Source organism: Dyadobacter tibetensis Y620-1 (assembly GCF_000566685.1).
GTDB classification, from domain to species: domain Bacteria; phylum Bacteroidota; class Bacteroidia; order Cytophagales; family Spirosomataceae; genus Dyadobacter; species Dyadobacter tibetensis.
Genome location: NZ_AZQN01000006.1, coordinates 175126 through 201579, shown reverse-complemented (window position 1 = coordinate 201579; position 26454 = coordinate 175126). Strand labels below are relative to the sequence as shown.

The following is a 26454-nucleotide window of genomic DNA, read 5'->3' as shown; positions in this document are numbered from 1 at the left end:
AAAAATATTATGAGACTTACAATATTGCTAGCCTTAGCGCTATTGCTGACCGCTACAGAATCCAAGGCCTGCGACGCTTGTGGTTGTGCCAACAGTGGATCGTACTTTGGGCTGATGCCCCAATCCAACAAATCGCTTATAGGCCTACGGTACCAACAAATTCAGTTTACTGCCCATCCTGAAAGCAGGGTACTACAAACAAAGGAAAATTTTGAAGTTGCCGAGTTATATACCCGTTTTTTCCCTATAAAACGGGTACAGGTACTGGCTTTTCTTCCTTACCGTTTATCCCAACAAACCACAACATCGGAAACCAAGAAACAAAATGGTCTGGGAGATGCCAGTATACTGGTCAACTATAACATCATCAACACGTTTATGGATACTGAATCGAATGCCGCGTTTACACACACGCTTCTGGTCGGGGGCGGCGTTAAGCTGCCCACTGGCCGATTTAAATATAATGAAGACGACCTTACCGATGTAGCCAACCCCAATTTCCAGTCGGGAACAGGAAGCACCGACTTCATGATCAATGCATTTTACACCCTCAATTACCAGCAATGGGGCCTTGCCACCAATATTTCCAGGAAGTTTAATACTACCAATAGGGAGGATTACAAATTCGGCGATCAGCTATATGGAACCATAGACCTGTATCGCTCGATTCTTATAAAGAAGCTGACAGTAACGCCTCACATAGGGGTATATGGCGAAAAATCGCAACTGGGAAGCAGAGCGGGTGTAGAAATCCGTGAGACTGGAGGGACTCTAATTAACGGAACCTTGGGACTTACCCTATTTGCTGAACGTTGGACCTTGGGTGTCAGTGCTCAAAAACCTTTGGCACAGGATCTTTCCGACGGCTATGTCCTTGCTAAGCCTAGGGGTCTGATCCAGCTTGGTTTTTTGTTTTAGCTTCACGCATCATATTCGTTATCATCATAATCACCATAATCATGAAATGTATCTTTTTCGCACTAATAATAGCTACAGGACTCTGGGCCTGTAACTCTAAACCTTCCGGACAAACAGGCAACCACGACATGGCCGATGTACATCACCAGCATCCCGAAGTCTTAGGCGATCCCAGGGCGGCAGAAGTTATGGCCATACACGATAGCATAATGCCTCGTATGGAAGATATTATGCGTCTTAAGAAAGACCTACGTAAGGAGATTCAAGAGTTGGAAGGACTTGAAAAATCTACCACGAACACCAAAAGAATTGCAGAGGCGGAGGCCTTAGAGCAGCGTCTGGAACAAGCCGATCAGCATATGATGGGATGGATGCGGCAATATAGCCCCGATACCCTTACCGACCTCAGTGACGAAGGAGCGGCCTCCTACCTTCAGGTACAGAAAACCCGAATCGAATCGGTGAGAACCGCCATGCAGCAAGCCATAGCCAGCGCGGAAAGCTATTTTAAAGAAAAGTAAGCTTCAGTTCCTTCTTAATTTGAAAAGAATCAAAATCGTTTTTCTCCAAATTAAGAAGGAATTAAAATTGGGTAATCTTGAAAAAACCATTATGAACAGGTAATTAATTCCTTTAAATTTGCCAGAATAATGAATATGAAGCGAGATCAATCTACGCTAAGACGATAACCAAAAACGGAAAAATGGCGGAAATGGAAAAGAGTGCACAACCATGGTTGGGAAAGATGCAAGAGAAATGGGGGCTGGAAACCACAAGACAGGTGCTATTGGTATTAGCCGTCTTTACCCTATCGGGCTCTTCGGTGGTATGGTTACGTAAAGGGCTATTTCATTTATTGGGCTACGACGATGCCACCCCTCTTTGGCTTAAAACCATCACTTATATCATCTTTATTTTCCCTACTTATCAGTCTTTATTACTGATATATGGTTTTTTGCTGGGGCAGTTTTCTTTTTTCTGGGAAAAAGAAAAGAAGATGCTACAGTGGATTGCCGCCAAATTCAAATAAATTAAAGTGCGCAGGAGTGGGCCCTGGCCCGCTATCGGGAGCCACCCTCCCGGCAATAGGAAACCAGGATTTTATCCTAAGGCCACACCTTCTGGTAGGGCCTTTTTTTGTTACCTGTTAAATAATCAGCCCAGAGCCTTAGGTAGTTTTCTACTACTCCCTTTTTTATTTGTACATTTGTGATTATTTTAAATCAGGATTAGAATCATTCATATCGTTCCATGTTTGAAAACTTACAAGATAAGCTAAATACGGCCTTTAGAACCCTAAAAGGGAAGGACCGGATTTCGGATATAAATGTTGCGGCAACCACCAAAGAGGTAAGAAAAGCATTGGTTGATGCCGATGTTAACTTCAAGATTGCCAAAGAAATCACCGACCGTATCAAGGAAACGGCTCTAGATCGTAAGATTTTGATTTCGGTAGAGCCTGGACAAATGTTTGTTAAAATCGTCCAGGAAGAGCTTACCGAACTGATGGGAGGCAAGGCTGAAGGAATCAATATCAAAGGTGACCCGGCTGTAATCCTGATCGCCGGTCTACAGGGTTCGGGTAAGACGACCTTCTCGGGAAAGCTGGCGCAGCACCTCAAAAAGCAGGGCCGCCAGGTATTGCTTACCGCTTGTGATGTTTACCGTCCGGCCGCAATCGACCAGCTTAAGGTTCTGGGCGAGCAGATTGGTGTGGAAGTTTATTCTGAGCCAGAAAATAAAAATGCCGTTAGTATTGCCGAAAATGCGGTGGCTCATGCCCGCAAGACCGGAAAAAAAATTGTGATTGTCGATACTGCGGGTCGCTTGGCCGTAGATGAGGTGATGATGCAAGAGGTGGCCGACATCAAGTCGACCGTAAAGCCTACTGAAATCCTATTTGTAGTCGATTCTATGACGGGTCAGGACGCGGTAAATACTGCCAAGACCTTCAACGAGCGCCTGAACTTCGACGGAGTGGTACTTACCAAGCTTGATGGGGATGCCCGAGGTGGAGCGGCCCTATCTATCCGTCAGGTAGTAGACAAGCCTATTAAGTTTATCAGTACTGGTGAAAAGATGGAAGCCCTCGACGCTTTCTATCCCGACCGTATGGCGAGCCGTATCCTGGGTATGGGTGACGTGATCTCCCTGGTAGAAAGAGCCCAGCAGGCCTTCGACGAAGATGAAGCCAAGAGGATTAACGCCAAAATGCGTCAGAACAAATTTGACTTTGACGACTTTTTGGGACAGCTTCAGCAAATCAAAAAGATGGGCAACGTGAAAGACCTGATCGGCATGATTCCAGGAATGGGCAGTGCCATGAAGGATGTAGACGTAGACAACGATTCTTTTAAGCCTATTGAAGCCATCATCCAATCGATGACAAAAAAGGAGAGAGCCAACCCCGACATCATCGACGGAAGCCGCAAAAAACGAATTGCCAATGGTAGCGGCACCACCATTCTGCAGGTAAATAACCTGATCAAGCAATTTGATGAAATGCGGAAAATGATGAAGAAAATGAACACCATGCAAGCCGCTGGTAAACTCAGCAAGGCGCTGAAAAGATAAATAGAAAACAACGTCCCGTCTGCACGCCAGTCGGGACGTTGTTTTTTCTTCATAACGCACCTTGAAAGCAGGGAATACCGGTACGGATAGAGAACAGAATCAAACCCCCTGAATAAGTTTGGAATATGCCACCACTTATAGTTGAAATCCTGGGCTGGGCTGGCGTTGTCTTTTATGTCCTCGCCTACTTTTTGCTGTCAACCGGTTTGTTAAAGGCATCAAGTCCTGTCTTTCATCTTTTGAATATGGCCGGAGCCATCGGCCTCATCATCGACGCGTGGGCTCATAATGACCTCCCTAACTTGGTAGTTAACAGCATCTGGCTTACCATAGGATTTTGCACCCTTCTTTTCCGACGCATTCGAAACACTCCCGCTTAATCCCCCATCATCTATTAACAAAATTTCAGCATGGATAAGGCCTGTTGCTTATAAGCTTTCACTTTTCGCTCATACTCTTCCTTGTTGTCGACAAGACTCAAATAATAATAGGCCCCATCTACAAGTACAAACATGCGGTCGGCCACTACTTCAGGATCATCAAACTCCAGCAACCCCGCTTTCTGGCAGATCCCTATCTGCAAAGAAAGCTCTTCTCTTAACCGGTCTAGCATGGACTTATACATGCTTCGAACTCTTTTATTCCTGAAAGTCAGCGAATAACAGCTGTAAAACAGACCATCATCGAAGAGTGTATTCCATTTTTTTGAAAACAAATTATCGATCATCTCTAGGAGAACCTCCCTAGGAGATTCCATTTTTTTGGACGTAACCTTGTAAATCAAAAGGTATTTGTCTAGAATAAAATCTATTAATCCATATGTCAGATCCTCCCTGGTTTGAAAATAATGAATAATCAGACTCGGATTGATATCCATTTCCTTGGCAATTTTTGCGATCGACGTATTTTCGATCCCCTCCTTTTTTGCCAACTTATAAAACACCTTAATGATCTCCTTCTGACGATCTTCCTTCAGACTTTTCCGCCCCATCTGGATTCTTTTTACAGTTTTAACCGGCAGCAATATACCACATTTTCCCAGGAAACAAACCGCCTCAATTAATGAATACTTTGAATGAACGTTCAATTAATTTATGTTCACAATTCATTAACAATAGCTTAACCTACAGAAGTTTAAAAAGCCACACCTTTATTGCCTGTATTGATATTGTATTCCAAATTCATCGTTATTATGAGAAAAAAATTACAAATTATCCTGCAAGTAACCAGCATGAAATGGCTTAGCCTGATGTTGGCATTAATGATCGGGATACCGGGCCAGAGCCAGGACCTGGACATTGAAGGAACCGTACTAGACGCTAAGCTTTCGGAGCCATTGCCGGGGGTGAGCATACTGATTAAAGGGACTACGCGTGGAACCAGCACAGATGATCAGGGAGGTTTTACATTAAAAAACATCCCTCCTAACTCTGTCCTCATCTTTTCTTATATCGGTTTCATAATGCAAGAGCTTCCCATCAGCAGTTCTGGCACACTTACGGTTTCGCTTCAGGAAGACGTGAATACGCTGCAGGAAACGGTGGTCGTAGGCTTTGGCACTCAAAAAAAGATCAATCTGGCCGGAGCCGTAGACCAGATTGCTGGCAAGCAACTTGAAGATCGGCCTATTGCAAATGTCATGCAAGGCTTGCAGGGTATCAGCCCCGGACTCAACATTACCTATGGGGGTGGAGCACCAGGAACAGTACCGGAGATCAATATCCGTGGATACACTTCCATTAATGGCGGCAGTCCTCTGATCGTTATCGACGGAATCCCGTCTTCGGATGGCAACGACATGTTACGACTTAATCCCGCCGATATAGCATCCTTTACCGTACTTCGTGACGCCGCCTCAGCCGCCATCTATGGAGCCAGAGCCGCCTTCGGGGTCATTCTGATCACAACCAAACAAGGTGGACAAGGCCGGCAGTCTATTAGCTACAACACCTATTTTTCCTGGGGCAAGCCCAGCGTACTTCCCAAGCCTGTAACCGACCCTTATATTTTCTCAAGGGTGCTGGAGACCGCTACTGACAATACACCTTGGGATTATGTGAACTTTTCGGATGAGCATTATGCTTGGGCCAAGCAACGATCGGAAGACCCCTCCCTTCCCGACACCCGTCTGAACCCACAGGATCCAAGCAAATGGGCCTATATGGGCGATACTGATTGGTATACCTACTTTTTTAATCCTTCCGCATTTTCACAGAAACAAAGTCTTTCTTTCAGCGGAGGAGCTCAGGTCAACAAAATGCCTATTGGGTACTATTTATCGGCCGACTACACCCGCGAAAACGGCCTGAACAAATTGGCAGCGGACTATTGGGATCGCTATGGTCTGAAGGCACGCACCAACTTTTCTCCTGTAAAATGGCTCAAAGTCGACAATAACCTATCCATTTATCAGACCAAAAGGGAACAACCCTTAGCGAATATCACCAATCTATATACCTTACAACCCATCGATGTGGCACAGAACCCGGATGGAACCTGGGCCAATACATCGGCCGGACGGCTGGCGGCTACCCTCGTGGATGGAGGGCAAAACCAGGAAAACTTATTTGGATTACAAAACATTACCTCTCTTGCCGGGACCTTTTTTAAGGGGGATCTACAGGTGAATGCCGATTTTAGCTTCAAAAAAGAATCGAGACAATACGATAATTATCAGCAGAAGTATAGCATCGGCTATGGCCCCGACGACATCCGTCAGGAAGGTGGCAATGGCTATGTATCGCAAAATAACGGCGATTTGAAAAACAACGCTATTAACCTATATGCTAATTATCGTAAAGATTTCGGGACACATGGACTAAGTGTTCTTGCAGGCTATAACCAGGAAAGCTATATCTATGGAACGGTGATGGCTCAGAGAGACCAGTTAATATCTTCTTCCTTGCCCTTTATTGGACTTACTACCGGCGAAGCTAAAATATTCAGCGGATATGACGCCTACGCCACCCGGAGTTATTTCAGCCGCTTAAACTATACCTTCCAAGACCGGTATATTCTAGAAATTAATGGACGTATGGATGGGTCCTCACGTTTCCCATCCGAAAGACGTTGGGGTCTGTTCCCTTCCGTTTCTGCGGCTTGGATAGCCAGTTCAGAAGGTTTTATGAGTTGGGCAAAGCCTACACTTTCTACTCTTAAATTCAGAACCTCCTATGGTACGCTAGGGAATCAGAATGTAGGTTATTACAACTATTTACAAACACTTCCGGCAGCCCTCTCCAGCTACCTGATAGCGGGCAGCCAAAAAATGGTCATCACAGGTGCTCCATCGCTGTATATCGATCCCGCACGCTATACCTGGGAACGGGTTGCTACCCAGAATTTCGGGATGGATCTTGGCCTCTGGAAGAATAAAATTCTCCTCAATTACGACTACTACATTCGCAATACTACCGGGATGCTTACCGCAGGAGAAGAACTTCCTGCCGTGCTGGGCTCTTCGGCTCCAAGCCAGAATTCAGCTGACTTGCGAACCAATGGTTGGGAACTATCTCTGGCTTATTCGGATCATACCGACCTTGGTGCCAAGCCCCTCTCTTGGCAAGCTAAGCTCGTACTTTCCGACTCACAGGCAGAAATCACGAAATTTAAAAATGACCAGCAGTTACTGGTTAAACATCGGGTAGGAGAAAAACTAGGAGAAATATGGGGACTGGAAAGCGATGGATTTTTCAAAGATGAGGAAGAGATTAAGAATCTGGACCAATCGGCCATCGTTCCTTGGGGAGCCCTTGACATCATACCCGGCTGGCCCAAATACAAGGATCTAAATGGGGATGGAAAGATTGAAAAGGGCCTTACTGCCTCTGACCCCAAGGACCTGAAGGTAATCGGCAACAGCACACAGCGATACCGCATAGGCCTCAACCTTGCCACCGACTGGAATGGCTTCGACGCTTCCGTTTTCCTTCAGGGAGTATTGAAAGGAGATTATTACCCTCACCATTATCTATTCTGGGGTCCCTACCAACAGCCCTATGCCAATGTATATCCCTGGCACCTGGACCATTATCGAGCGACTGCCGACAGCGATGCCCAAAGAGCCAAACATTCGGCATCATATATCGCCGCAGGCTTAGCCGATGCTAATACCAATCCCAACTATCCTGTAATGCAATCATGGCTAGCCGACAATAATTATGGTAGTGGACTCGATATCCCACAAACAAAATACCTCCTCAGTGGAGCTTATGTACGGATAAAGAATATCACCTTGGGCTATTCACTCCCCCGTAACGTACTTCAGCGCCTGGCCCTAGAGCGTCTGAGGGTCTTCGCTACTGCAGAGAACATCTTCGAATTCTCAAAAATCAAAAAATTCGTGGATCCAGAAGCCATCAATCAGGGATCCAGTGCCAGGGCCTATCCATTCCAAAGAAAACTGGCTTTTGGCCTGAACATCGAATTTTAAACCTCATTTGCTTACGACATGAAAAAATACATATTCTTTTCTCTGCTGGTGCTAATTACCGGCCTCACAGCCTGCGACGAAGACTTTTTGAACCGGTATCCGCAGACCTCTATTTCTCCTGAGGCATTCTTCAATACCGAAGAGGATCTGGCCCTGTACATCAATGGTCTGCTATCGATGCCCGACCGGTATTCTTATCTTAACGACCAGAATACAGATAATGCGGCTACCACAGGAGCGGTAGAAATGAAAACCATTATGACGGGTTCGACCACTTCCGAAAACATTACCGGTGGTTGGAGCTGGAGCCGGCTTCGCGATATCAACTATTTTCTTGACAATTACCAAAAGGCCGAGGTGTCTGCCGAAGTGAAGAATCATTACGCAGGCCTGGCCCGGTACTATCGGGCACTTTTCTATATGGAAAAGGTCAAACGCTTCTCCGATGTACCTTGGTATGGCAGCGCCCTCGGAGCTAACGATGAAACCCTTTATAAAACCCAGGATCCACGTACAATGGTAGTCGACAGCCTCATGGCCGATCTGGAATTTGCCAATAACCATGTCAGGGAGAACGTCGATGCTGGAACTCCGGGAAAGTGGGCGGTAAAAATATATTATGCACGAACAGCATTATACGAAGGTAGCTACCGTAAATATCATAGCGAGCTAAACCTGCAGGGGTCTGCCCAAGCTTTTCTGGAAAAGGCCGCTGCTTTGGCCATGGAAATTAAGGCTTCCGGGAAGTTTCAAATTTACAATACTGGAAAACCGGAGCAGGACTACGCCAGCCTTTTCAATGCTCAGGATCTCACCAGCAATAAAGAGGTCATTTTAGTAAATGCATTCGACCCAGTAAAAAACCGATCTCAGAATATCAATTCTGTAGTCTTTGGAGAATATGAGCAATCACCAGCCAGGGATCTTGTCCAGACCTACCTTATGAAAGACGGTAGCCGGTTTACGGATCAGCCCGGATATTCACAATTTGATTTCGTCACAGAATTCAAAAACCGAGATCCTCGGCTTTCCCAGACCCTGGTATACCCTGGATGGATCAGGGAGCCAGAAACTTCCGCTTATATCCTTCGCCTTAATAAAAATTTCACCGGTTACCATCAGCTTAAGGGCTACGCCAACACCACCATCACCACCCTCAACCAAGGCATCGACTTTCCAGCTTATCGCTATGCCGAGGCACTGCTCATTCTTGCTGAAGCTAAAGCAGAACTAAATACTCTTACCCAGTCAGATCTGGATGGGAGTATTAACTTGCTCCGTCGAAGGGTAGGTATGCCAGACCTTTCTCTGGCCATTGCCAATGCGAATCCAGATGCCATTTTGGCAAAAAAATACCCTACACTTACAGGCAGCAACCTGGGTGTACTCCTGGAAATCCGAAGGGAAAGAAGGGTGGAGTTTGCCTTTGAAAATACCCGCTTCGATGACCTGATGCGTTGGAATGCTGGAAAGCTATTAACCAATATTCCTGAAGGCCTGTACTTCTCCGGCCTGGGAAAATACGACCTAACCGGCGACGGAATTGAAGATATTATCCTGATCGGAAAGGATGCTACCATCCCCGAAGAGGCAAATAAAGAGAAGAACAGTCTGGGGAAAGCGCTGATATATTACAAAACGGGGGCTTTTGGAGAGGACGTTACTGTATATTTGAAAAATGGAAGCTCGGGCGGAAGCACGGTGACCGAAACGACGTCAAGGACGTTTGAAGAACCTAAATATTACTATAGACCTATCCCGCAAACTCAGATTATACTGAATCCCAATCTTAAACAAGTATTTGGCTGGTAGCCGTTTAATAGACCTATGAACAGACGTAACTGGATAAAAAATGCCGGCATATTGGGTGGAGTAACTGCGGTTGCTTCCCCCAATATGCTTTTATCGGAAGATTCCGACTCACCCATCCTGACCATCGCCCATATCACGGACGTGCACATCCGTGCCGAAGAAGGTGCTCCCTCACGATTTATAAATTGTCTGGAAGAGATCAAAAAACATAAGGTCGATTTCTTCCTCAATGGGGGTGATTCCATTATGGCGGCCGATTACGACCATGTCACCAGAGAAAAAACCCTGGAATATTGGACCATTTGGGACAAGTGTATGCAGACCATTTCCGATTATGAAGTATATAGCTGCATCGGCAATCATGACCCTTGGTGGGCTGCTCCCTCCAAGCACGATCCCATGTATGGGAAGGATTATGTGGTCCAGCGCTTAAAAATTCCAAACCGCTACTATTCCTTCCAGAAAAATGGCTGGCATTTCTTTATACTGGATGGAAACCAGCCCAAAATTACGCTGGATCCAGAGCAATTTGCCTGGCTGGAGACGGAATTGCAAGCCCTTCCGGATCGGTCTCCAGTAATTCTCATGTCCCATTACCCCATTTTGGGCACCACACCGGTTCTGGTAGGGGGAGGCCACTCCGACTTTAAAGCCCTAAAAGACCTCTTCTACCGGCATCAGGACAAAGTAAAGCTCTGTCTTAGTGGTCATCAACACCTTCTTGACCATACCGTTTATAATGGGGTACAATATTGCTGTAATGGAGCCATGAGCGGTTTTTGGTGGGGTAAGGGCGACAAAGAATCAGCCGGACCTTATTTTTATCAGGAAACACCTCCGGGATATAGTATCCTAGAATGTTATGCAGACGGTAGAGTTATCAATACTTATCACCCTCATACGTACTAAATACAACCTTAAGTCAAATATGAAAAAATACTCTTTAACCCTTTTGGCCCTATTATGGGGATTAAACCAAGTACAGGCGCAAAAAACGCCTAAAGCACTCTTCGTCATCGTCGATGGAATTTCCAGTGATGTAATCGAAAAAATAAGTACTCCCTACCTGGATTCCATTGCTGCCGCAGGAGGCTATACCCGTGCCTATGTGGGAGGTGAAAAGGATGGGTATTCCCAAACACCCACCATTTCGGCAGTAGGCTATAACAGTTTGCTGACTGGCACCTGGGTCAACAAGCATAATGTTTGGGGAAACAGTATCAAAGATCCGAATTACGCCTACTGGTCGATCTTTCGGTTCTTTAAAGAACAATACCCCGACAAACAGACCGCCGTTTTCTCTACCTGGCTCGACAACCGTACCAAGTTAATCGGCGAGGGACTCCCCCAGACAGACTATCTGCGCATCGACTATCCCTTCGACGGATTCGAACTAGACACCATTCAATTCCCCCACGATAAAGACAAACGTTATATTCACCTCATCGACGAAAAGGTGACGGCAGAAGCGGCGCAGTATATTCGGACTCAGGCTCCCGACCTCTCCTGGGTGTACCTGGAATACACCGACGATATGGGCCATCGGTATGGGGATAGCCCTCAGTTTCATGAATCCATTCAGATCATGGATCAGCAGATGGGAAAACTCTGGCAGGCTATAAAAGATCGGGAGAAAAATCATGAGGAAGATTGGATGATCTTTATCACCACCGATCACGGTCGGGACCCGAAAACGGGTAGAGGCCATGGGGGGCAATCCGACCGGGAGCGTAACACCTGGATGGTCACCAACTCCAAGTTGCTCAACCCCGCTTTCAAAAAAAATCCAGGCATTGTAGATATCATGCCTACTCTGGCCCGCCATTTAAAAGTTCGCTTCCCGAAGGAACAAGCCTTTGAAATCGATGGCGTTCCGTTGACTGGTCCTGTATCTGTAATTAAACCCAGTGCTACCAAAAAAGATGGAAAAATTGAAGTGTCTTGGCAGGCAATTGACGGTAAAGCACCGGTGAAGATTTGGTTGGCAACTACCAACCACTTCAACACGGGTGGACGCGATCACTATCGCTTGGTAGCTGAAGTGGAAGCAGGTTTGCAAAAAGTAGAAATTGACGCTTCTAAATACCCCTCAAAATTCCTAAAAGTGGTAATAGAAGCGCCAGATAATTGCGTTAACCGCTGGATCGTCGATAGCAAGGATTAATTCCCCCCGCGACCCGCTTTATAAGCGTCGTACTCCTGGAGAAGAATGACCAGGTCGTCGGCCTCTGCAAAATCGAATTGAGACTCTTTGATGATATAATTCATTTTGTTACGCTCATCGGATAGAACCTTTAAAAAACTCTCCCGATTGCTAAGGCTAACTGGGTTCATCTTCCCTGCCTTCAGAATATACAATTTCCCGTTGTCAATGATATTCGTCCCCGCTTTCTGGGGCGAGTATCGTTTCAGCAACTTCACATTGCCATCGTATAGCACTTGATAAAAAGTTTCGGCCGACCCGTTGTCTACCGCCGGGAAGCCCCTTTGAAAATAATATAATGCCGTGCCCGTAGGAAGCGTAAAACCTGTCACGGCGGCGCCCGTCACGAACAGTGAGTCTTCCTTCTTAATTTCAAGCCTATTGCTGGCCGTATTGAATCGGAGGTTGACGCCGTCGACGACAAGCCCCCCTTCCCCAGTGACAGAACCTGTGTAATACTCATCGAACAAATAGGCCGAAGGTTTTTTGGCAGCTGCGGAATCGAGCTGCATGGCCCCTAACAAGCTTAAGTCCTGACCATTTGCCAGACCGGCCGAAGCGATCAATATTGTAAGAAAGAAATATCGGAAAGTTTTCATAAATCAATTAGTTTAGTCCTTAGGATGGATTCCCTACCATCTTTATGTACTTTTGCCAAAAAAATTGTACCTGCCCCATTGGATTTAAACGAACAACTCCTGCACATACGTCAAAGCCTAACCGGAATCTTACCTGAGATCTTCCTGATGCTACTTTTCTGTGTTATTCTGCTGGCTGAGTTAATTTTAATAAAAAGCCCTAAGCGTAAGCAGGTCGCCAATATACTTCATGGGATCTGTGTGGCTGGCGCTTTAATCACTTTTGTATTGGTTTGTTGCCAATGGGATAGTGGCGCTTCCTTCCGCTTTTATCCGTTGCTTTTCTTGGATCACCAGGCTATCTTTTTCAAACTGCTTATCCTATCGGCATGGCTATTCACACTGATGCATGTCCGGCTGCTAAAATACGATTTCCCTCCCGAATTTAACGCCATACTCATCGTCACCGTTGCTGGCCTACACCTGCTGGTGATGTCCACACATCTCCTTACCATTTATCTATGTATTGAATTGGTATCGATATGCTCCTATCTGCTGGTAGCCTTACAGCCCAACCGTAAAGCCGCCGAAGGGGGTATAAAATACCTGCTTTTTGGCGCAACCAGCTCGGCTGTTATGCTCTACGGGATTTCCCTGGTCTATGGCCTTACAGCTACCATGAACATCACCGACCCGGGCTTATACTCGGGGCTTATGGCCAACGAACCGGTCGTGAGCGTTACTGCTATGGTCATGCTTTTGGGAGGACTTCTTTTCAAACTTTCCTTGGTACCTTTTCATGTGTGGACGCCCGATGTATACGAGGCTGCCCCTACCCCTCTGGTTTCTTTTTTATCGGTGGCACCTAAAGCGGCTGTTCTGCTTGTCGTCATTCGGCTCACCACTGCCCTTCCCGACCCCTACTTCCCGGTATTGGGGGGCATAGCCCTGATCAGTATTACCATGGGCAATGTGGGCGCCCTGTGGCAGCGCAACGCCCGCAGACTCATGGCCTATAGCTCCATCGCTCAGGCCGGATATCTCATTATTGGCGTGACCGTAGCCAGCAAGCTTGGCTTCGAGTCGGCAGTGTTTTATGTCGCAGCCTATTTGATTGTTAACCTTGCCGTCTTCTTTTTAATCGACCTATTACAGCCCCGTTCCAGTGCCAACCTGGCCGACTTCGAAGGACTGGGCCGGAACAATGTATTGGTAGCGGCTGCGCTCACCGTCGCCCTCATCGCCCTTGCGGGACTTCCTCCTACGGTAGGCTTTACGGCCAAATTATTGATATTTTCGGCCTTGTGGGATGGTTATCAGCACCAGGAAAGTACCTGGATGCTCTGGCTTCTGATTGGTGGCATCCTCAATGCTGCAGTGGCACTGGCCTATTACCTCCGGCTTCCTTATCTATTATTTTTCAAGGAAGAAAAGGATCTTCCCCTTATTCCAGCTATGGACACTTTCTCTGGAAAAACTATGGCTCTGGGGCTTACTTTACTCATCTTGGGACTATTCGCCAGACCCGAGTGGTTAATGAACTGGATTAGTGCTTTTTAAGAAATTAAATCTTTATTGTACCGGCTCGACCTGATAGCCTGCATTTCTTAAAAGGGTAATTACTCCCTTGGCTCCACCCAGATGTGCCGCACCAACGGCAAAGAATGAGGGTTTATCTTTCATGAGCACTTCCATCCGTCCGATCCACGCTCGATTCCTGTCTTCAAGCAGGGCCTTATCGTAGTTTTGCACTTCGAATTCGCTGGTCTCTGTCAACTGAAACAATCCATTGATATCCTGCGCCCGATAACGTGATACCATGGCCGCAAACTCCTCCCGTGCCTTGGGCAAGTCGCGCACCAAGTGCATTAGCATCTCTGCCTGATCGGCATAAGAAATAGCATTCAAGGCCGTCATCTGTTCCTCAACGGTCTCAAGACCGACGACTTCTTGGTGTTGATCTTCCAGCAGATTCATTAGTTCCTGCTCATAAGAAAGGGGGTCGCAAGAGAGGATGGCTCCAAGCATAGGCCCCAAAAGCAGTATAGGCTTGGCATTGCCAAATACCGCCAGATCCAAACCTACCGAATCCTTAAAGAAATTTTGAAGAAACGTATAATCCTGGGGCTGAAGCAGGGTTTGCAATGTGGTATCCTTCATAAAAACGGCTTGCATCATCGTAGCCATCATAGCCGGATCGTCCATGTCTACTTCCAGCACCAGTTGCTCCGTTAGTTTTAATTTTTCCTGAATAGAAGCATTTAGGTCGAAGTCGTCCGGACAAACCAAATGTATGGTTCCAAAAAGAAAGGAGGTCTGCGACAGGTTGTTACCGGAAATAGCCCATAGCAAACTTTTGTCCTCAGGAGCCTGAGCCTGAGCCCTCAGACTGAATAATAAAAGAAAACAGCAAAGTAATTTTCTCATGATATTTTAAAGATAAAATAGTAGAACGCTGAAATGAGGATTGCAAAGACAAAAAACAGTCCTTTGATTAAAAAAGCCCTATGACACCTTCCTGATACAGGCCGGAGACATAGGGCTTCGATTTTCTTTGATGGGCTGCCAGACTTACTTTTTATTGCTGTCTACCACAATGCGGCTCTCCCGATTGACCAGCTCCCAAGCCGTGTGAAACACCAACTTCACGATGGGTGCCTGCTTATCGAACATAATTTTCTCCACATCGTCGCCAGGGCGGTGGTAATCTTCATGTACGCCGGTAAAGTAAAAGATCACCGGCACATTATTCTTGGCAAAATTGTAATGATCGGAACGATAGTAAAAACGATTAGGGTCGCTAGGATCATTGAAAGTGTAGTCCAGATCGTAGTTAATATACTTCTTATTCGCCTCTTCGCTGATCGCATGCAGTTCAGACGATAGCTTATCGGAACCTATCAGATACACATATTTCGGGTCATTTTCATGCGCTGCATCCACCCGGCCAATCATATCGATATTCAAGTTGGCGATGGTATTCTTCAGAGGCAAGATAGGGTTCTCGGAGTAATATTCAGACCCAAAAAGTCCTTTCTCTTCACCTGTTACATTCAGAAACAAGATACTCCTACGAGGTCCGTTACCTTCTGCCTTAGCTTTTCCAAAGGCTTGAGCCAGTTCCAAAAGAGAAACCGTACCTGAACCATCATCGTCGGCGCCATTATTAATTTCCCCGTTGGGCGATATACCAATATGGTCGATATGGGCGCTGATCACCAATACCTCCTCTTTCTTATCGGTACCTTCCAGAAAAGCCGCGACATTTTCGGTGTCGATGGTTTCGCTTAAGCGCTCCGCCTTCAGGGATACTGAGCCTGACAGGCTTCGCAACGTTGACTTTCCAGACTTTGTAATGGATTTCTTACTGGAGGCCAGCTTCTTGGTAGAGGTATTCAGCAGGTTGGCTGCGATGTCGGCCGATATAACGAAGGCCGAAAGTGCATCTGCCGATTCTTCTACAGGTTTCAGCGTGGGTGCTCCAAAGCGGCGCGCCATCACGGCACGTTGGCGAATCTCCTTTTCTGCATCCTCTCCCGTTTTTTCGGTTACGATAAACACCTGGGTAGCGCCGTTGGAGCGGGCAATTTTCACCTTATTCTGCCAACCGATATTACTTCCCCATTTGCTCTTCTCTGTGGTTCCCGTAAGGATATATTTCCCCTGCTTATCCTGAGGTTCTCCGTCATATACCACAACTGCTTTGCCTTTTACATCCAATGATTCATAATCAGAATAACGGTCATCGGCGATGCCATAACCGGCAAAGACTACGGGTACTGTGATTTCCTCGGGGACATTGATCAGTCCATTCACGAAAAAGTCTTGACCAAGTTCGTAGCGTTTGCCCTGAGCAGCAAGGTATACTTCGCCCCAGCTACGCTTGTAAAGCTCGTATTTCTGTAAAAATGTTTTCTGTCCGTCGGCGCCTACTGCGATGGGTTGCATGCCGTATTCTTTGAAATACTTCACCACATACTCTACCGCCTTTTTCTGTCCCGGCGATCCCGTATCGCGCCCTTCCAGACTGTCGGAGGCGATGATCGTCAAATGCTTCTTAAGGTCAGAAGGGGTAATGGTTTCGGCATACTTGGCTGCATGGTCCTGGGCCATAGCAATGGTTCCAACCGATAGCAGGAGTCCCGCCAATAAGTGTTTGTTCATTTTATAAGTTTCGTTGATACTAATAGATGTACAAAGAAACGAAACGGAAAGTGATTGGCAAAATAGAAGGTGCATGCCTTCATCTGATAACCTCCTAGTCTTTTAATACAATTTCAAAGGGTTCACTGGCATTTTGCGAAGCAAATACCCCGAAACCACCTTCGATATTCGAAAAAACGCGCACCGGACTTTTAAAATTAGGGATGATACCGCCATCTACATTGAAGCCCCAATTCCTGTATTCCTTATAGGTCTTCCAATACTTAAAATTGGCCTCTTCAACGTGAACCACCCTCAGTGAAGCCTTAAGCGACCCAGGAAATCCTTCTCCAGAGCTCGTCCACCCCTTGACTCTATTGACTCCATTCAACTGCTTGTCCGAGGGCATAATTTCATAGAGATCCTGATCAAAACTAACCTGACTACCGCCTCCCATAAAATAGTACAAAGAGTCTCCCAAATTGCTTGATAGCTTTCCTTCTAAATCGTAATAAGGATAATTGATATCATTGTGCCACAGCATTTCAAATTCATACAGGCGATCCTTGACCTGCCCCGTTATTTCTGGCTTTCGGGGCTTGGGAGGTAAAAGCGATTGGGCGCTTACAGCTACCCCATCAGGCGTCGATACCCGAAGATGAAATACCGTACCGTCTTTGGCTGCCCCAAAAGGATTCATGGCATTATAGGTTCGAAGAATGGGGTCAAAGACTAAGAATACTTCCTTTTTACCATCGGAAATAACGACCGTAGCATTTTTTTCTAGTACCGACACCCGCCCAGCCACATCCCCGTTCGACCGGGCACGATACACATAGGCCGTTAGGGTCGAGTCCTGAGGGGAAATAAAGCTTGTGACACAGAGCAGATTTTCGGCATCAATATTTTCAATGGAAACGCCAGGATCGCAAGAAGCCAATCCAAGGGCTATCATCAACAGGTATAAAAAAGATGCTAGACGACACATAGACTCAAAATTTAAAATTATAGCTCACCGACGGCACTACTGGGAACAGCGACTTCTTGGTCACCTTGCCCGCTTCGCCATACTCCCCATTAATACCGACCGTGCTGTATTTCAAATAATAATAGGTGGGATTCTTTCGAAAATAGGCGTTATATAGGCCAAACTCCCAGTACTGCTCTCCCCATTTTTTCTTTTTATGAAGCTGAATTCCCAAATCGAGCCGGTGGTAAGCTTCTGCTTGATAGCTGTTGCGGGAACCAAAATACTCGGTCAGCTGCAGGTCGCGCCCCGAATGAAATCGATCGGGTTGCCCGTTGTATCCATAGGAATAGCTCTGGGGAACGGTAAGCCGGTTGCCCGTCAGAAATACCCAATTGGCCGATAGTTTTACCCTTTCGGACAGGGCATAACTAGATACAAGACTCAGGTCATGCCGGCGGTCGAAGGTAGGAAAGAAGCGCTTTCCACTATTGATCTCCTCAAACTGATGAATGGTCCAGGAAAGGGTGTACCCCACCCAGCCTGTAAGCTTTCCTTGCTCCTTTTTTAATAAAAATTCGGTACCGTACGACCATCCTTTGCCCACGGTGATGTTATCCGTCCAGGGCAAATCCTGAGGACCGTCGTCGAAGGAGATAAAGGAAGCCCCTTCTTTATAGGCCACAGTATTGCGCATCCACTTTCTATACGTGTCTACCTTTAATGACAATCCCGATTCTTCAAATCGTTTTTGAATTCCAAAAGAGATCTGATTCGACTGTTGCGCAGGGCTTTGGTCCGTTACGGGTACATACAAATCGGTCGACAAGCCCAAACCGGTATTGGAAAGCATATGAATAAACTGGTTGTTGCGGTTATAAGAAAGCGTAGCAAACCACTGCTGCGGCCCCTGGTATTGCAGAGAAAGCCGTGGCTCGACAAATAAAAAGGATTTTTGGGCCGTGGCCAGTCCGGCAAGGCGGACGCCGACATTGGTTTTTAGTTTTTCAGACCATTGAATTTGATCTTCCAGATAAAGGCTGGCATCATGATTGACATACGATTCGGTAGCAGCATAACTCGTGCCAGTGACCTCATCACGGTAGGCATAATCCCTTGGACGGAAGGCATACCGCGTCAGTTGAATTCCTGCCTGAAACTGGTGCTTATTGGATAGGTAATAATCAAAGTCAGCCTTAACACTATAATCGTTCAAACTGGACGAGAAGCTGGCTAAGTTCTGGATAAGATCGTCCGTCTTTAAATAGTAATTACTTTCCTTCGTATAAAACCGATATTGTGTATAATATGCGGTGGTGTTGGCAAATAGTTTTTGACTGAATTGATGATTCCAACGTAAAGAAGTCGTAAAATTCCCCCATCCTAAATTTTGATCGATTTTACGCTGTGAAGCCGAACGGTTCACGGTTTCCTTCAGCGATAAATTATCCTTTCCAAAATAAGCACTGGCATAAAGTTTGTTTCGGTCATTGAGCTTCCAGTTTAGCTTGGCATTCAAATCCTGAAAATAATATCCTGGCTTATAGTTGTCTTCCGCAAACGGCTTGGTCACCAGGTCCAGATACGACCTCCTACCCGAGACCATAAACGAAGCCTTGTCTTTCACGATGGGCCCATTGACCGACAAGCGCGAAGAAGTAAGTCCGATCCCCCCTTCCACATGTATTTTATCGGTGGCCCCCTCTTTCATTTGTAGGTCCAAAACCGAGGACAGTCGTCCTCCATAGCGTGCCGGGAAACGATCCTTGTAGAAAGTCACCGATTTGATGGCATCCACATTAAAGGCAGAGAACAACCCAAAAACATGATTGGGATTGTACACAGGAGCCTCATCCAATAGGATCAGGTTTTGATCGGCCCCGCCCCCACGGACATAATACGTCGCAAAGCCTTCGGTACCCATTTTTACCCCCGGTAGTAATTGCAGGGTCTTTATAATATCCCGCTCTCCCAGCAGGGATGGGATATCTTTAATGACGGCAACGGGTATTTCTATAGGGCTTGCCACGGAAACGGCCTTGGTCTTCACCGTAAATTCCGCCAGTTGTCGGGCTTCTGGGGTCAATAAGATGTGGATTGTTTGGTCGGAACTGGTATGAATATTCTCGACTGCGGTTTTATACCCCAGCGCCGAAAAAAGTAGGGTGCTTTTAGTATGGGCCAGAAGCTCCACAGAATAAAAGCCATAAGCATTCGTGATGGTACCATCAGGACTATTGGCTACGCTTACCGAAACACCGGCAATGGCCTCCTTGCTATGCTGCTCTTGTACGTAGCCGCTTACAATCACCTTTCGTTGCGCCCACGTATTGGCACAAAGCAATAACAAGATACCCGACAGCATTAGCCGAAGCTGGGGAATTTTCATAAAGTGTATATTGACAAGAATCGAATCACCTGATTGCTGCAAACCTTCGGTAAACTATTTCCGTTTGGCGGTAAACTTCACCAGGCCTCCGTGATCCATAACACTCGATTTCATTTCTCCACTGAGCATTTCTCCATCTGCTACCAACTTCCAGTTGCCACTCATCAGATTCACCACCTTTTGAAGTTTAACTTTTTGGGCCTCCGTAAGTGCTGGCGCCCCCGGTACATCTTCCTGCCTGAAAGCTAATTTATATTGACTCAAATCGAATAGATACTGATAATTCAGTTCAGAAGCAATACCATCGTAAGTGTAACTACCTGCACATAATAATGACGGTGCGTCATCCATATAATTACAGGTCCCGAAGTAGAGCTCCAGGGCTGTATCTTCCAACCTTACCGAGTCTGGAATACCAGCATCATAGCTCAGGCTATTAACCACCCAGGTTTTATTGAGTTTTTCAATATCAGCATTGGCCTTCTTCTCCGAAGCGCTTTGATTTTCACAGGCAATGAGGGCTAGCAATAGAAATACGAAATATTTAGTCTTCGCCATAAATTTATTCCGTCAGAATAATGTACTAAATAAATAGAAAATCAATCATTTACGAGCATGCAATCTGGCAAAAATAAATGATTACAAAAAATGTTAACAATATCGAATAGAAATGATCACAAACCAGAATGGCTGAAATTATTTTTTACAATCATGTCATCCCTTCGGGATTTAATGGCATCTGGGCTGTTTATTTTTACAATCATGTCATCCCTTGGGATTTAATGGCATCTGAGCTGCTTTTTTTTACAATCATGTCATCCCTTCGGGATTTAACGGCATCTGAGCTGTTTATTTTTACAATCATGTCATCCTTTCGGGATTCGGTGGCTTGCATGGCTTGTTTGATTCTTTCGTACGTTTCGCCTTCATCAAGCCGGTAAATCCTGAACCACTCGAGAAATACTCTTTCAGCTGGGTGAAAATCCTTCAATATGCTAGCTAAAACACATGGCCAAGCAGGATGGCCGGTAGTACCTTGGCACTAGCATTTCACATTAATGTCCTATTCCACTCACTGCCAATCGGAATAGGCCGACAGGAAGGGGCCTACTTATTGTTAGCCAGTATTATAGCAGTCAGCAGCAATATCCCGGCCCGGTGTTCCAGATTATGATTCTGTTATTTTAGATAAAAAAAATTGTAAAATACTCTAATTCAGCGAAAAAGTGCGTACATTTGCACTCTATTTGGCACAGAAAATAAGCATAGCCAGTCTGAAACATTTTTAAGTACGGCTCTCTTTCCTTTCTGTGGTCATAAACAATTGATATATAAAACAATGCAAGCCATTCGTAACATCGCAATTATTGCGCACGTTGACCACGGAAAAACCACATTGGTTGACAAAATTATCCACGCTTCAAAGTTATTCCGGGATAACCAGGAATTTGACGACCTCATACTCGACAATAATGACCTGGAGAGGGAACGTGGGATTACCATTGTATCCAAGAACGTATCGGTTAGATATAAGGACATTAAAATTAACGTAATTGATACCCCTGGTCACGCCGACTTTGGTGGAGAAGTAGAGCGCGTTTTGAAGCTGGCCGACGGTGTATTGCTTTTGGTGGATGCTTTTGAAGGCCCAATGCCCCAGACCCGCTTCGTGTTGGGAAAGGCTATTGAGCGCGGTTTGAAACCTATCGTAGTAGTGAACAAGGTAGATAAGGAAAACTGTCGCCCCGAAGAAGTTCAGGAAAATGTATTTGACCTGATGTTCAACCTGGGCGCTACCGAAGATCAACTAGACTTTGTTACGGTTTACGGTTCCTCTAAGCAGGGCTGGATGGGACCTGACTACACTACTCCTACCACAGACATTACCTTCCTTTTGGATACCATTATCGAGCAAATTCCTGCTCCCGTAATCGAAGAAGGTACTACTCAAATGCAGATTACATCTTTGGATTATAACGCTTTTGTAGGCCGTATCGCCATTGGTCGTGTAAAGCGTGGAGGCCTGAAAGAGGGTGCTACCATGATGTTATGTAAGGCAGATGGGGTTAACAAAAAAGTAAAAATAAAAGAACTTCAGATTTTTGAAGGTTTGGGTCGTGTGAAGGTTTCAGAAGTTGCCGCTGGTGATATCTGTGCCGTTACGGGTATCGAAGATTTCGAAATTGGTGATACACTTGCCGATGCCGAAAATCCTGAGGCACTTCCTCGTATTGCCGTGGATGAGCCCACAATGAACATGTTATTTACGATCAACAACTCACCTTTCTTCGGAAAAGAGGGTAAGTTCGTAACATCACGTCACCTTCGGGATCGTCTGATGAAAGAGACAGAAAAAAATCTTGCCCTACGGGTAGAATCGACCGACACCGAAGACAAATTCTTAGTATTTGGACGGGGTATTCTTCACTTGTCAGTTCTTATTGAAACGATGCGTCGTGAAGGATACGAACTGCAATTGGGACAACCTCAAGTATTGTTCAAAGAGGATGAAAATGGTCAGCGCCTGGAGCCTATCGAAACATTGGTAGTAGATGTTCCTGAATCTACCGCCGGTAAGGTGATCGAATTGGCTACTCAGCGCAAAGGTGAGCTACTGGTAATGGAACCTAAAGGCGATCTTCAACATTTGGAATTCCTTATACCATCTCGTGGATTGATCGGTCTGCGTTCTAATGTATTGACGGCAACACAGGGTGAAGCCGTTATGACGCACCGTTTCAAATCTTTCGAACCTTTCCGTGGTCCTATCCCAGGACGTCAAAACGGATCGATTATTTCTAAAGGAACGGGTATGGCTACGGGTTATACCATCGACAAGCTACAGGATCGTGGGCGTTTCTTTGTAGAGCCTGGAGACGAGATCTACGGTGGTCAGGTAATTGGAGAGCACAACCGCCCCAACGACATTGTGGTAAACTTGCAGGAAGCGAAGAAATTGACCAACATGAGAGCTTCTGGTTCTGATGACGGCCTTCGTATCGTTCCGAAAATCAACTTCTCTTTAGAAGAATCGATGGAATACATCCAGAAGGATGAATACCTAGAAGTGACGCCAAACAGCATGCGTATGCGTAAGATCTATCTTGAAGAGAATGATCGCAAGCGTAATGCCAATAAGGTTGAAATGGCGTAAGCCTTTCGAGCATATACAAAAAAAGGAGCTTAATGGCTCCTTTTTTTGTATATCAGCAGTGAAATTATAATTGCTTGATCAGGATATTTTTCCATTTCACACGGATACCTCCTCCGTCGTGAATTTGTAAGGCTATGGAGCCATCGGCTGCGCCGATTTTTTCGTCGTGAAAATCCACCATTGCGTGGCCATTGAGCCAGGTCTGAACATGGTCGCCTACCACTTTGATCCGCATGGTATTCCATTCTCCCATTTTCAAATGACCTTCTTCAGCCTCGTCGATCTGCACCAACCAACCGCGGCCATAGGACTCGTACACACCACCTGAATCGTGGTTTGGGGGCGCTACTTCTACCTGCCAGCCCGATACCTTAGTCCCCTCTACGGAAGAGCGAAAGAATATCCCACTGTTCCCATTGGCTTCCTGTAGGAAGTCTACAGAAAGGTCGAAGTCTTTAAAGGTCTTTTCTGTCTTCAAATATCCATACTGCTTGTCGGGGCCACTTTCACAAACCAGAAGGCCGTTTTCTACGTACCATTTTTCTGTCCCGTGAATCTTCCAGCCATTCAAATTCTTGCCATTGAAGAGCTTGATGGTCTTTTTGGCCTTTTCAGCCCCTCTATCAACACTCATAAATGCCGAACCGACGAAGAGCATTGCAGCGGCAAGAAGCATGGCATACCTTTGTTTCATTAACATACTTTTTAGGATTTAGGATAAAAATAATTAGAATCGGAAAATCTGAAACCTATTTTTCCGTTAGATTTGCAGTGATTAACCAACTCGAAAGCTATGAAAAAAAGCCGTTTAAACCATTTTACAATCCTATTTTATTTCCTATCTGTCGTAGCAATCTTTGGTTTGGCCTCTTGTCAGGAAGATGACGCCGATCTGGTAAAGCCAAAAACAATTGCTGAAATTATCAGCCAGAGCAACGATTTTACTTTTTTTCAGGAAATTGTTCGAACTGCTAAAATGAGTGATGCCCTTAGAACGGAAAACCTAACCCTACTGGCTCCTAACGATGCGGCTTTCAGAGCCTCCGGAATCAGCAGTGCAAGCGCTATTACTTCACTCCCAGCCGATTCTATGGTTTCCTTTGTCAACTACCATATACTAGGCAAAAGATATGAGTACAAAGATATCCCCGCTGGATCTGTGAAGGCTATGAATGGAATGGATATTCGGGTTACCAAGCAAGATACCATTATCATCCTCAACAAGGCAGACGTACGGCTTAAAAACGTAAACGCTGATAACGGAATCGTCCATGTCATCGACAGACTGCTTACCGATAAATAACGACCTCTCTTTTTACTGCCCAAAGGCTATTTACCTCATAACAAATCAGGAATCGGAGCCTGATTCGTTATGAGGCATCAATTTGTCTAGGTTTTAAAATACGCTCATCAAACCTAACATCTTCAAAGCTAGTGGCTACCATAATGTGCAATTAGTGACTGGATAAGCCTTATTTTTGTAAAGACCCGGTCTAGGCGACCCCGTCTAGGCGACCCGGTCTGGGCGACCCCATCCATTTTGGGCAGGTCATAGATTCTTCCTTCTTTGCTCCTGCATCGCTCAGTCACGCATACGTCCCTATTCTGTTATTGCTATACGCTAACTTATAGTTAAAACACTATTAGACAAGGGTTACATTACAGACTCAAGCGGTTTTCAAAAGTAAGTGCATATCGTAAATTCAAAGGACAATGCTTCGAAGCTGGCAACTAACTATTTGACCAACGTTAGCACTCATAAGGTCAAAAAACCAAAGTCAGGGCTAAATCTATAGATCTTTTCAACTCTTCCTTCTTCGGATTAATCTTTGAAATAACTTTTAATCCATTATAAAGCAGAAAAAGGAACGATGCCAATGACATGAGGTCCTGCTGGGTTTTTAATTGACCATTATCTTTCCCTTTCTTCAAATACTCAAAAAAAAGGTTCTCAAAATCACGTTTGTTACTCTCAATTACTTCTAGTAATTTTTTATCCTTTGGAATAAGTTCAGTTGCCATATTTACGACAAAACACCCTTTTAAATCCTTATCAAGTATTGCTTGATGAATTGCGATGTCAAATAACTCCGAAAATCCCTTTTCTACATTCGGATGACTATCAAAAAACTGAATTAATCCCTCCAAATTTGTCTTTCTGTAAAGTTCAAATGACTTTTTAAACAATTGTTCTTTATCGCCAAAAGTATCGTACAGACTTGCTCGATTAATACCTAGATGCGTTACTAAATCTTGAACAGAAGTAGCCGAATAGCCTTGTTTCCAAAACAAATTCATTGCTTTGGTTAGAACTTCGTTTTCATCAAATAATTTAACCCTTGGCATAGACAAAAATGTGGAAGCCTTAAACACTTCCACAAATATAAATACTGGAATTATCATTCCAAATAAAGATCAAAAAAAATCAGTTTAAAAGTGGATTGATATTTATCCCCCCGTCAATATTGTATTCACTTCCAGTAATGAAAGAAGCATCATCAGAAGCTAAAAAACAGACCAGTTTGGCAATATCTTCAGGTTGTCCAAAACGTTTTAAAGGGATACGATTTTGCATAGCTTCTGCAAATCCATTTAATTGCTCTTCTTTCATCAAAGTTTTCCCAAAAATTGGAGTGGATACAGGGCCTGGATTAACAGAATTTACTCTGATTTTTCTGGGTGCTAATTCAGTCGCAGCAGTCCGGGTGTATGCATTTAACGCAGCTTTTGATGCCGCATAAACCGCAGTATTTGGCATTCCAGTATAGGCATTTATAGATGAAAGATTGATTATGGATGCACCATCACTTAAAATTGGCAGAAATTTTTCGGTTGTAAATAATGCACCTTTAAAATTTATACCCATTTGGTAGTCAAACATCTCCTCACTTATCTGGCCTACTGCTGCCGGTTGAAAAATCCCCGCATTAACGAAAAGTATATCGATTTTCTCATAAGCTTTCTTCACCTCTTCCACCAATTTATCAATGGCCGATAGGTTTTTAACATCGGCCACAATTCCTTTCACGCCAAGTTCTTGAGAAGCTTTTACAACTTTAAGCGAATCCCTTCCTGTAATAACAACAGTTGCACCTTGATTTTTTAATTCTTTTGCTGTTGCATATCCAATACCGCTATTGCCACCGGTAACGATGGCAACTTTTCCAGTTAATTTACTCATTGCTTATTCTTTTTAAATTGTACATAATAACGGAACGATCATTCCGATTACAAACATACAAATAACGGAATGAGTATTCCAATTAAAATGGATAATTTAACAC

22 protein-coding genes are annotated in these 26454 nt (G+C 45.1%); 12 read left to right on the top strand and 10 right to left on the bottom strand.

The genetic code is table 11. The features are described 5' to 3' along the window. Positions 1 to 9 precede the first annotated feature (9 nt). The 5 genes from X939_RS0116405 (at position 10) to X939_RS23665 (ending at position 3872) form a co-directional block, all read left to right on the top strand. Positions 10 to 918, top strand: a complete 909-nt coding sequence (locus X939_RS0116405) for a hypothetical protein (protein ID WP_025764385.1) — start codon at positions 10 to 12, stop codon at positions 916 to 918. 41 nt (positions 919 to 959) lie between these two features. Continuing rightward, positions 960 to 1439: a hypothetical protein gene (locus X939_RS0116400; RefSeq protein WP_025764384.1), complete on the top strand. Its 480-nt coding sequence runs from the start codon at positions 960 to 962 to the stop codon at positions 1437 to 1439. Between the two features lie 182 nt (positions 1440 to 1621). Further along, positions 1622 to 1948, top strand: coding sequence for a DUF6787 family protein (locus X939_RS0116395; RefSeq protein WP_025764383.1), 327 nt, complete (start codon positions 1622 to 1624; stop codon positions 1946 to 1948). Between the two features lie 221 nt (positions 1949 to 2169). Beyond that, complete coding sequence (gene ffh / locus X939_RS0116390) at positions 2170 to 3492, top strand: signal recognition particle protein (RefSeq protein ID WP_025764382.1); 1323 nt, start codon at positions 2170 to 2172, stop codon at positions 3490 to 3492. 125 nt (positions 3493 to 3617) lie between these two features. Then, the gene (locus X939_RS23665) at positions 3618 to 3872 is read left to right on the top strand and encodes a CBU_0592 family membrane protein (protein WP_131694791.1); all 255 of its coding nucleotides are present in this window, start codon (positions 3618 to 3620) and stop codon (positions 3870 to 3872) included. A gap of 14 nt (positions 3873 to 3886) precedes the next feature. On the opposite strand, the gene X939_RS0116380 is transcribed toward X939_RS23665, so the two are convergent. Further along, positions 3887 to 4483 (bottom strand): TetR family transcriptional regulator, encoded by a 597-nt coding sequence (locus X939_RS0116380; RefSeq protein ID WP_025764380.1) that lies wholly within the window; start codon positions 4481 to 4483, stop codon positions 3887 to 3889. Positions 4484 to 4684: 201 nt separating this feature from the next. Between X939_RS0116380 and X939_RS0116375 the strand changes: the two genes are divergently transcribed. From X939_RS0116375 to X939_RS0116360, 4 genes are read left to right on the top strand one after another with little or no spacing between them, the layout of a single operon-like run. Further along, positions 4685 to 7924, top strand: coding sequence for a SusC/RagA family TonB-linked outer membrane protein (locus tag X939_RS0116375; protein ID WP_025764379.1), 3240 nt, complete (start codon positions 4685 to 4687; stop codon positions 7922 to 7924). 18 nt (positions 7925 to 7942) lie between these two features. Next, entirely contained in the window at positions 7943 to 9736 is a 1794-nt protein-coding gene (locus tag X939_RS0116370; RefSeq protein ID WP_025764378.1) for a RagB/SusD family nutrient uptake outer membrane protein, read from the top strand. 15 nt (positions 9737 to 9751) lie between these two features. Further along, positions 9752 to 10645, top strand: a complete 894-nt coding sequence (locus X939_RS0116365; protein WP_025764377.1) for a metallophosphoesterase family protein — start codon at positions 9752 to 9754, stop codon at positions 10643 to 10645. A 19-nt stretch (positions 10646 to 10664) separates the two neighbouring features. After that, positions 10665 to 11900, top strand: a complete 1236-nt coding sequence (locus tag X939_RS0116360) for an alkaline phosphatase family protein (RefSeq protein ID WP_025764376.1) — start codon at positions 10665 to 10667, stop codon at positions 11898 to 11900. Here the strand turns inward: X939_RS0116360 and X939_RS0116355 are convergent. After that, positions 11897 to 12538 carry a hypothetical protein gene (locus X939_RS0116355; RefSeq protein WP_025764375.1) on the bottom strand — a complete coding sequence of 214 codons (642 nt, stop codon included), beginning with the start codon at positions 12536 to 12538 and terminating at the stop codon, positions 11897 to 11899. The genes X939_RS0116360 and X939_RS0116355 overlap by 4 nt on opposite strands. A gap of 24 nt (positions 12539 to 12562) precedes the next feature. Here X939_RS0116355 and X939_RS0116350 point away from each other — a divergent pair, with 24 nt between their 5' ends. Next, the gene (locus X939_RS0116350) at positions 12563 to 14077 is read left to right on the top strand and encodes an NADH-quinone oxidoreductase subunit N (protein ID WP_229236075.1); all 1515 of its coding nucleotides are present in this window, start codon (positions 12563 to 12565) and stop codon (positions 14075 to 14077) included. A 12-nt stretch (positions 14078 to 14089) separates the two neighbouring features. On the opposite strand, the gene X939_RS0116345 is transcribed toward X939_RS0116350, so the two are convergent. From X939_RS0116345 to X939_RS0116325, 5 genes are all read right to left on the bottom strand, one after another. Continuing rightward, positions 14090 to 14944, bottom strand: a complete 855-nt coding sequence (locus X939_RS0116345) for a TraB/GumN family protein (protein ID WP_025764373.1) — start codon at positions 14942 to 14944, stop codon at positions 14090 to 14092. A 144-nt stretch (positions 14945 to 15088) separates the two neighbouring features. Then, a complete protein-coding gene (locus X939_RS0116340) occupies positions 15089 to 16681 on the bottom strand; it encodes a M28 family peptidase (RefSeq protein WP_025764372.1) in 1593 nt (530 codons plus the stop codon). A 94-nt stretch (positions 16682 to 16775) separates the two neighbouring features. Further along, positions 16776 to 17648, bottom strand: a complete 873-nt coding sequence (locus X939_RS0116335; RefSeq protein WP_084299513.1) for a DUF4249 domain-containing protein — start codon at positions 17646 to 17648, stop codon at positions 16776 to 16778. 4 nt (positions 17649 to 17652) lie between these two features. Then, positions 17653 to 20016, bottom strand: a complete 2364-nt coding sequence (locus X939_RS0116330) for a TonB-dependent receptor (protein WP_044199768.1) — start codon at positions 20014 to 20016, stop codon at positions 17653 to 17655. A gap of 54 nt (positions 20017 to 20070) precedes the next feature. Beyond that, entirely contained in the window at positions 20071 to 20574 is a 504-nt protein-coding gene (locus X939_RS0116325; protein ID WP_025764368.1) for a hypothetical protein, read from the bottom strand. Between the two features lie 781 nt (positions 20575 to 21355). Between X939_RS0116325 and typA the strand changes: the two genes are divergently transcribed. Further along, the gene (gene typA, locus X939_RS0116310; protein WP_025764366.1) at positions 21356 to 23170 is read left to right on the top strand and encodes a translational GTPase TypA; all 1815 of its coding nucleotides are present in this window, start codon (positions 21356 to 21358) and stop codon (positions 23168 to 23170) included. A 64-nt stretch (positions 23171 to 23234) separates the two neighbouring features. Here typA and X939_RS0116305 read toward each other — a convergent pair whose 3' ends face one another. Continuing rightward, complete coding sequence (locus X939_RS0116305; protein ID WP_198034438.1) at positions 23235 to 23828, bottom strand: 3-keto-disaccharide hydrolase; 594 nt, start codon at positions 23826 to 23828, stop codon at positions 23235 to 23237. A 135-nt stretch (positions 23829 to 23963) separates the two neighbouring features. Here X939_RS0116305 and X939_RS0116300 point away from each other — a divergent pair, with 135 nt between their 5' ends. Next, positions 23964 to 24473, top strand: a complete 510-nt coding sequence (locus X939_RS0116300) for a fasciclin domain-containing protein (protein ID WP_025764363.1) — start codon at positions 23964 to 23966, stop codon at positions 24471 to 24473. 461 nt (positions 24474 to 24934) lie between these two features. Here X939_RS0116300 and X939_RS0116295 read toward each other — a convergent pair whose 3' ends face one another. Both X939_RS0116295 and X939_RS0116290 read right to left on the bottom strand, forming a co-directional pair. Continuing rightward, a complete protein-coding gene (locus tag X939_RS0116295; RefSeq protein WP_198034433.1) occupies positions 24935 to 25573 on the bottom strand; it encodes a TetR/AcrR family transcriptional regulator in 639 nt (212 codons plus the stop codon). 22 nt (positions 25574 to 25595) lie between these two features. After that, the gene (locus tag X939_RS0116290) at positions 25596 to 26351 is read right to left on the bottom strand and encodes an SDR family NAD(P)-dependent oxidoreductase (protein WP_025764361.1); all 756 of its coding nucleotides are present in this window, start codon (positions 26349 to 26351) and stop codon (positions 25596 to 25598) included. Positions 26352 to 26454 lie beyond the last annotated feature (103 nt).

What these genes read in the sequence shown, in the direction of transcription:
- X939_RS0116365 (WP_025764377.1), top strand. Translation starts at nt 9,752, where the DNA reads ATGAACAGACGTAACTGGATAAAAAATGCCGGCATATTGGGTGGAGTA.
- X939_RS0116380 (WP_025764380.1), bottom strand. Translation starts at nt 4,483, where the DNA reads ATGGGGCGGAAAAGTCTGAAGGAAGATCGTCAGAAGGAGATCATTAAG.
- X939_RS0116360 (WP_025764376.1), top strand. Translation starts at nt 10,665, where the DNA reads ATGAAAAAATACTCTTTAACCCTTTTGGCCCTATTATGGGGATTAAAC.
- X939_RS0116375 (WP_025764379.1), top strand. Translation starts at nt 4,685, where the DNA reads ATGAGAAAAAAATTACAAATTATCCTGCAAGTAACCAGCATGAAATGG.
- X939_RS0116300 (WP_025764363.1), top strand. Translation starts at nt 23,964, where the DNA reads ATGAAAAAAAGCCGTTTAAACCATTTTACAATCCTATTTTATTTCCTA.
- X939_RS23665 (WP_131694791.1), top strand. Translation starts at nt 3,618, where the DNA reads ATGCCACCACTTATAGTTGAAATCCTGGGCTGGGCTGGCGTTGTCTTT.
- ffh (WP_025764382.1), top strand. Translation starts at nt 2,170, where the DNA reads ATGTTTGAAAACTTACAAGATAAGCTAAATACGGCCTTTAGAACCCTA.
- X939_RS0116290 (WP_025764361.1), bottom strand. Translation starts at nt 26,351, where the DNA reads ATGAGTAAATTAACTGGAAAAGTTGCCATCGTTACCGGTGGCAATAGC.
- X939_RS0116355 (WP_025764375.1), bottom strand. Translation starts at nt 12,538, where the DNA reads ATGAAAACTTTCCGATATTTCTTTCTTACAATATTGATCGCTTCGGCC.
- X939_RS0116325 (WP_025764368.1), bottom strand. Translation starts at nt 20,574, where the DNA reads ATGGCGAAGACTAAATATTTCGTATTTCTATTGCTAGCCCTCATTGCC.
- X939_RS0116340 (WP_025764372.1), bottom strand. Translation starts at nt 16,681, where the DNA reads ATGAACAAACACTTATTGGCGGGACTCCTGCTATCGGTTGGAACCATT.
- X939_RS0116395 (WP_025764383.1), top strand. Translation starts at nt 1,622, where the DNA reads ATGGCGGAAATGGAAAAGAGTGCACAACCATGGTTGGGAAAGATGCAA.
- X939_RS0116345 (WP_025764373.1), bottom strand. Translation starts at nt 14,944, where the DNA reads ATGAGAAAATTACTTTGCTGTTTTCTTTTATTATTCAGTCTGAGGGCT.
- X939_RS0116400 (WP_025764384.1), top strand. Translation starts at nt 960, where the DNA reads ATGAAATGTATCTTTTTCGCACTAATAATAGCTACAGGACTCTGGGCC.
- X939_RS0116335 (WP_084299513.1), bottom strand. Translation starts at nt 17,648, where the DNA reads ATGTGTCGTCTAGCATCTTTTTTATACCTGTTGATGATAGCCCTTGGA.
- X939_RS0116330 (WP_044199768.1), bottom strand. Translation starts at nt 20,016, where the DNA reads ATGAAAATTCCCCAGCTTCGGCTAATGCTGTCGGGTATCTTGTTATTG.
- X939_RS0116295 (WP_198034433.1), bottom strand. Translation starts at nt 25,573, where the DNA reads ATGATAATTCCAGTATTTATATTTGTGGAAGTGTTTAAGGCTTCCACA.
- X939_RS0116370 (WP_025764378.1), top strand. Translation starts at nt 7,943, where the DNA reads ATGAAAAAATACATATTCTTTTCTCTGCTGGTGCTAATTACCGGCCTC.
- X939_RS0116350 (WP_229236075.1), top strand. Translation starts at nt 12,563, where the DNA reads ATGGATTCCCTACCATCTTTATGTACTTTTGCCAAAAAAATTGTACCT.
- typA (WP_025764366.1), top strand. Translation starts at nt 21,356, where the DNA reads ATGCAAGCCATTCGTAACATCGCAATTATTGCGCACGTTGACCACGGA.
- X939_RS0116305 (WP_198034438.1), bottom strand. Translation starts at nt 23,828, where the DNA reads ATGCTCTTCGTCGGTTCGGCATTTATGAGTGTTGATAGAGGGGCTGAA.
- X939_RS0116405 (WP_025764385.1), top strand. Translation starts at nt 10, where the DNA reads ATGAGACTTACAATATTGCTAGCCTTAGCGCTATTGCTGACCGCTACA.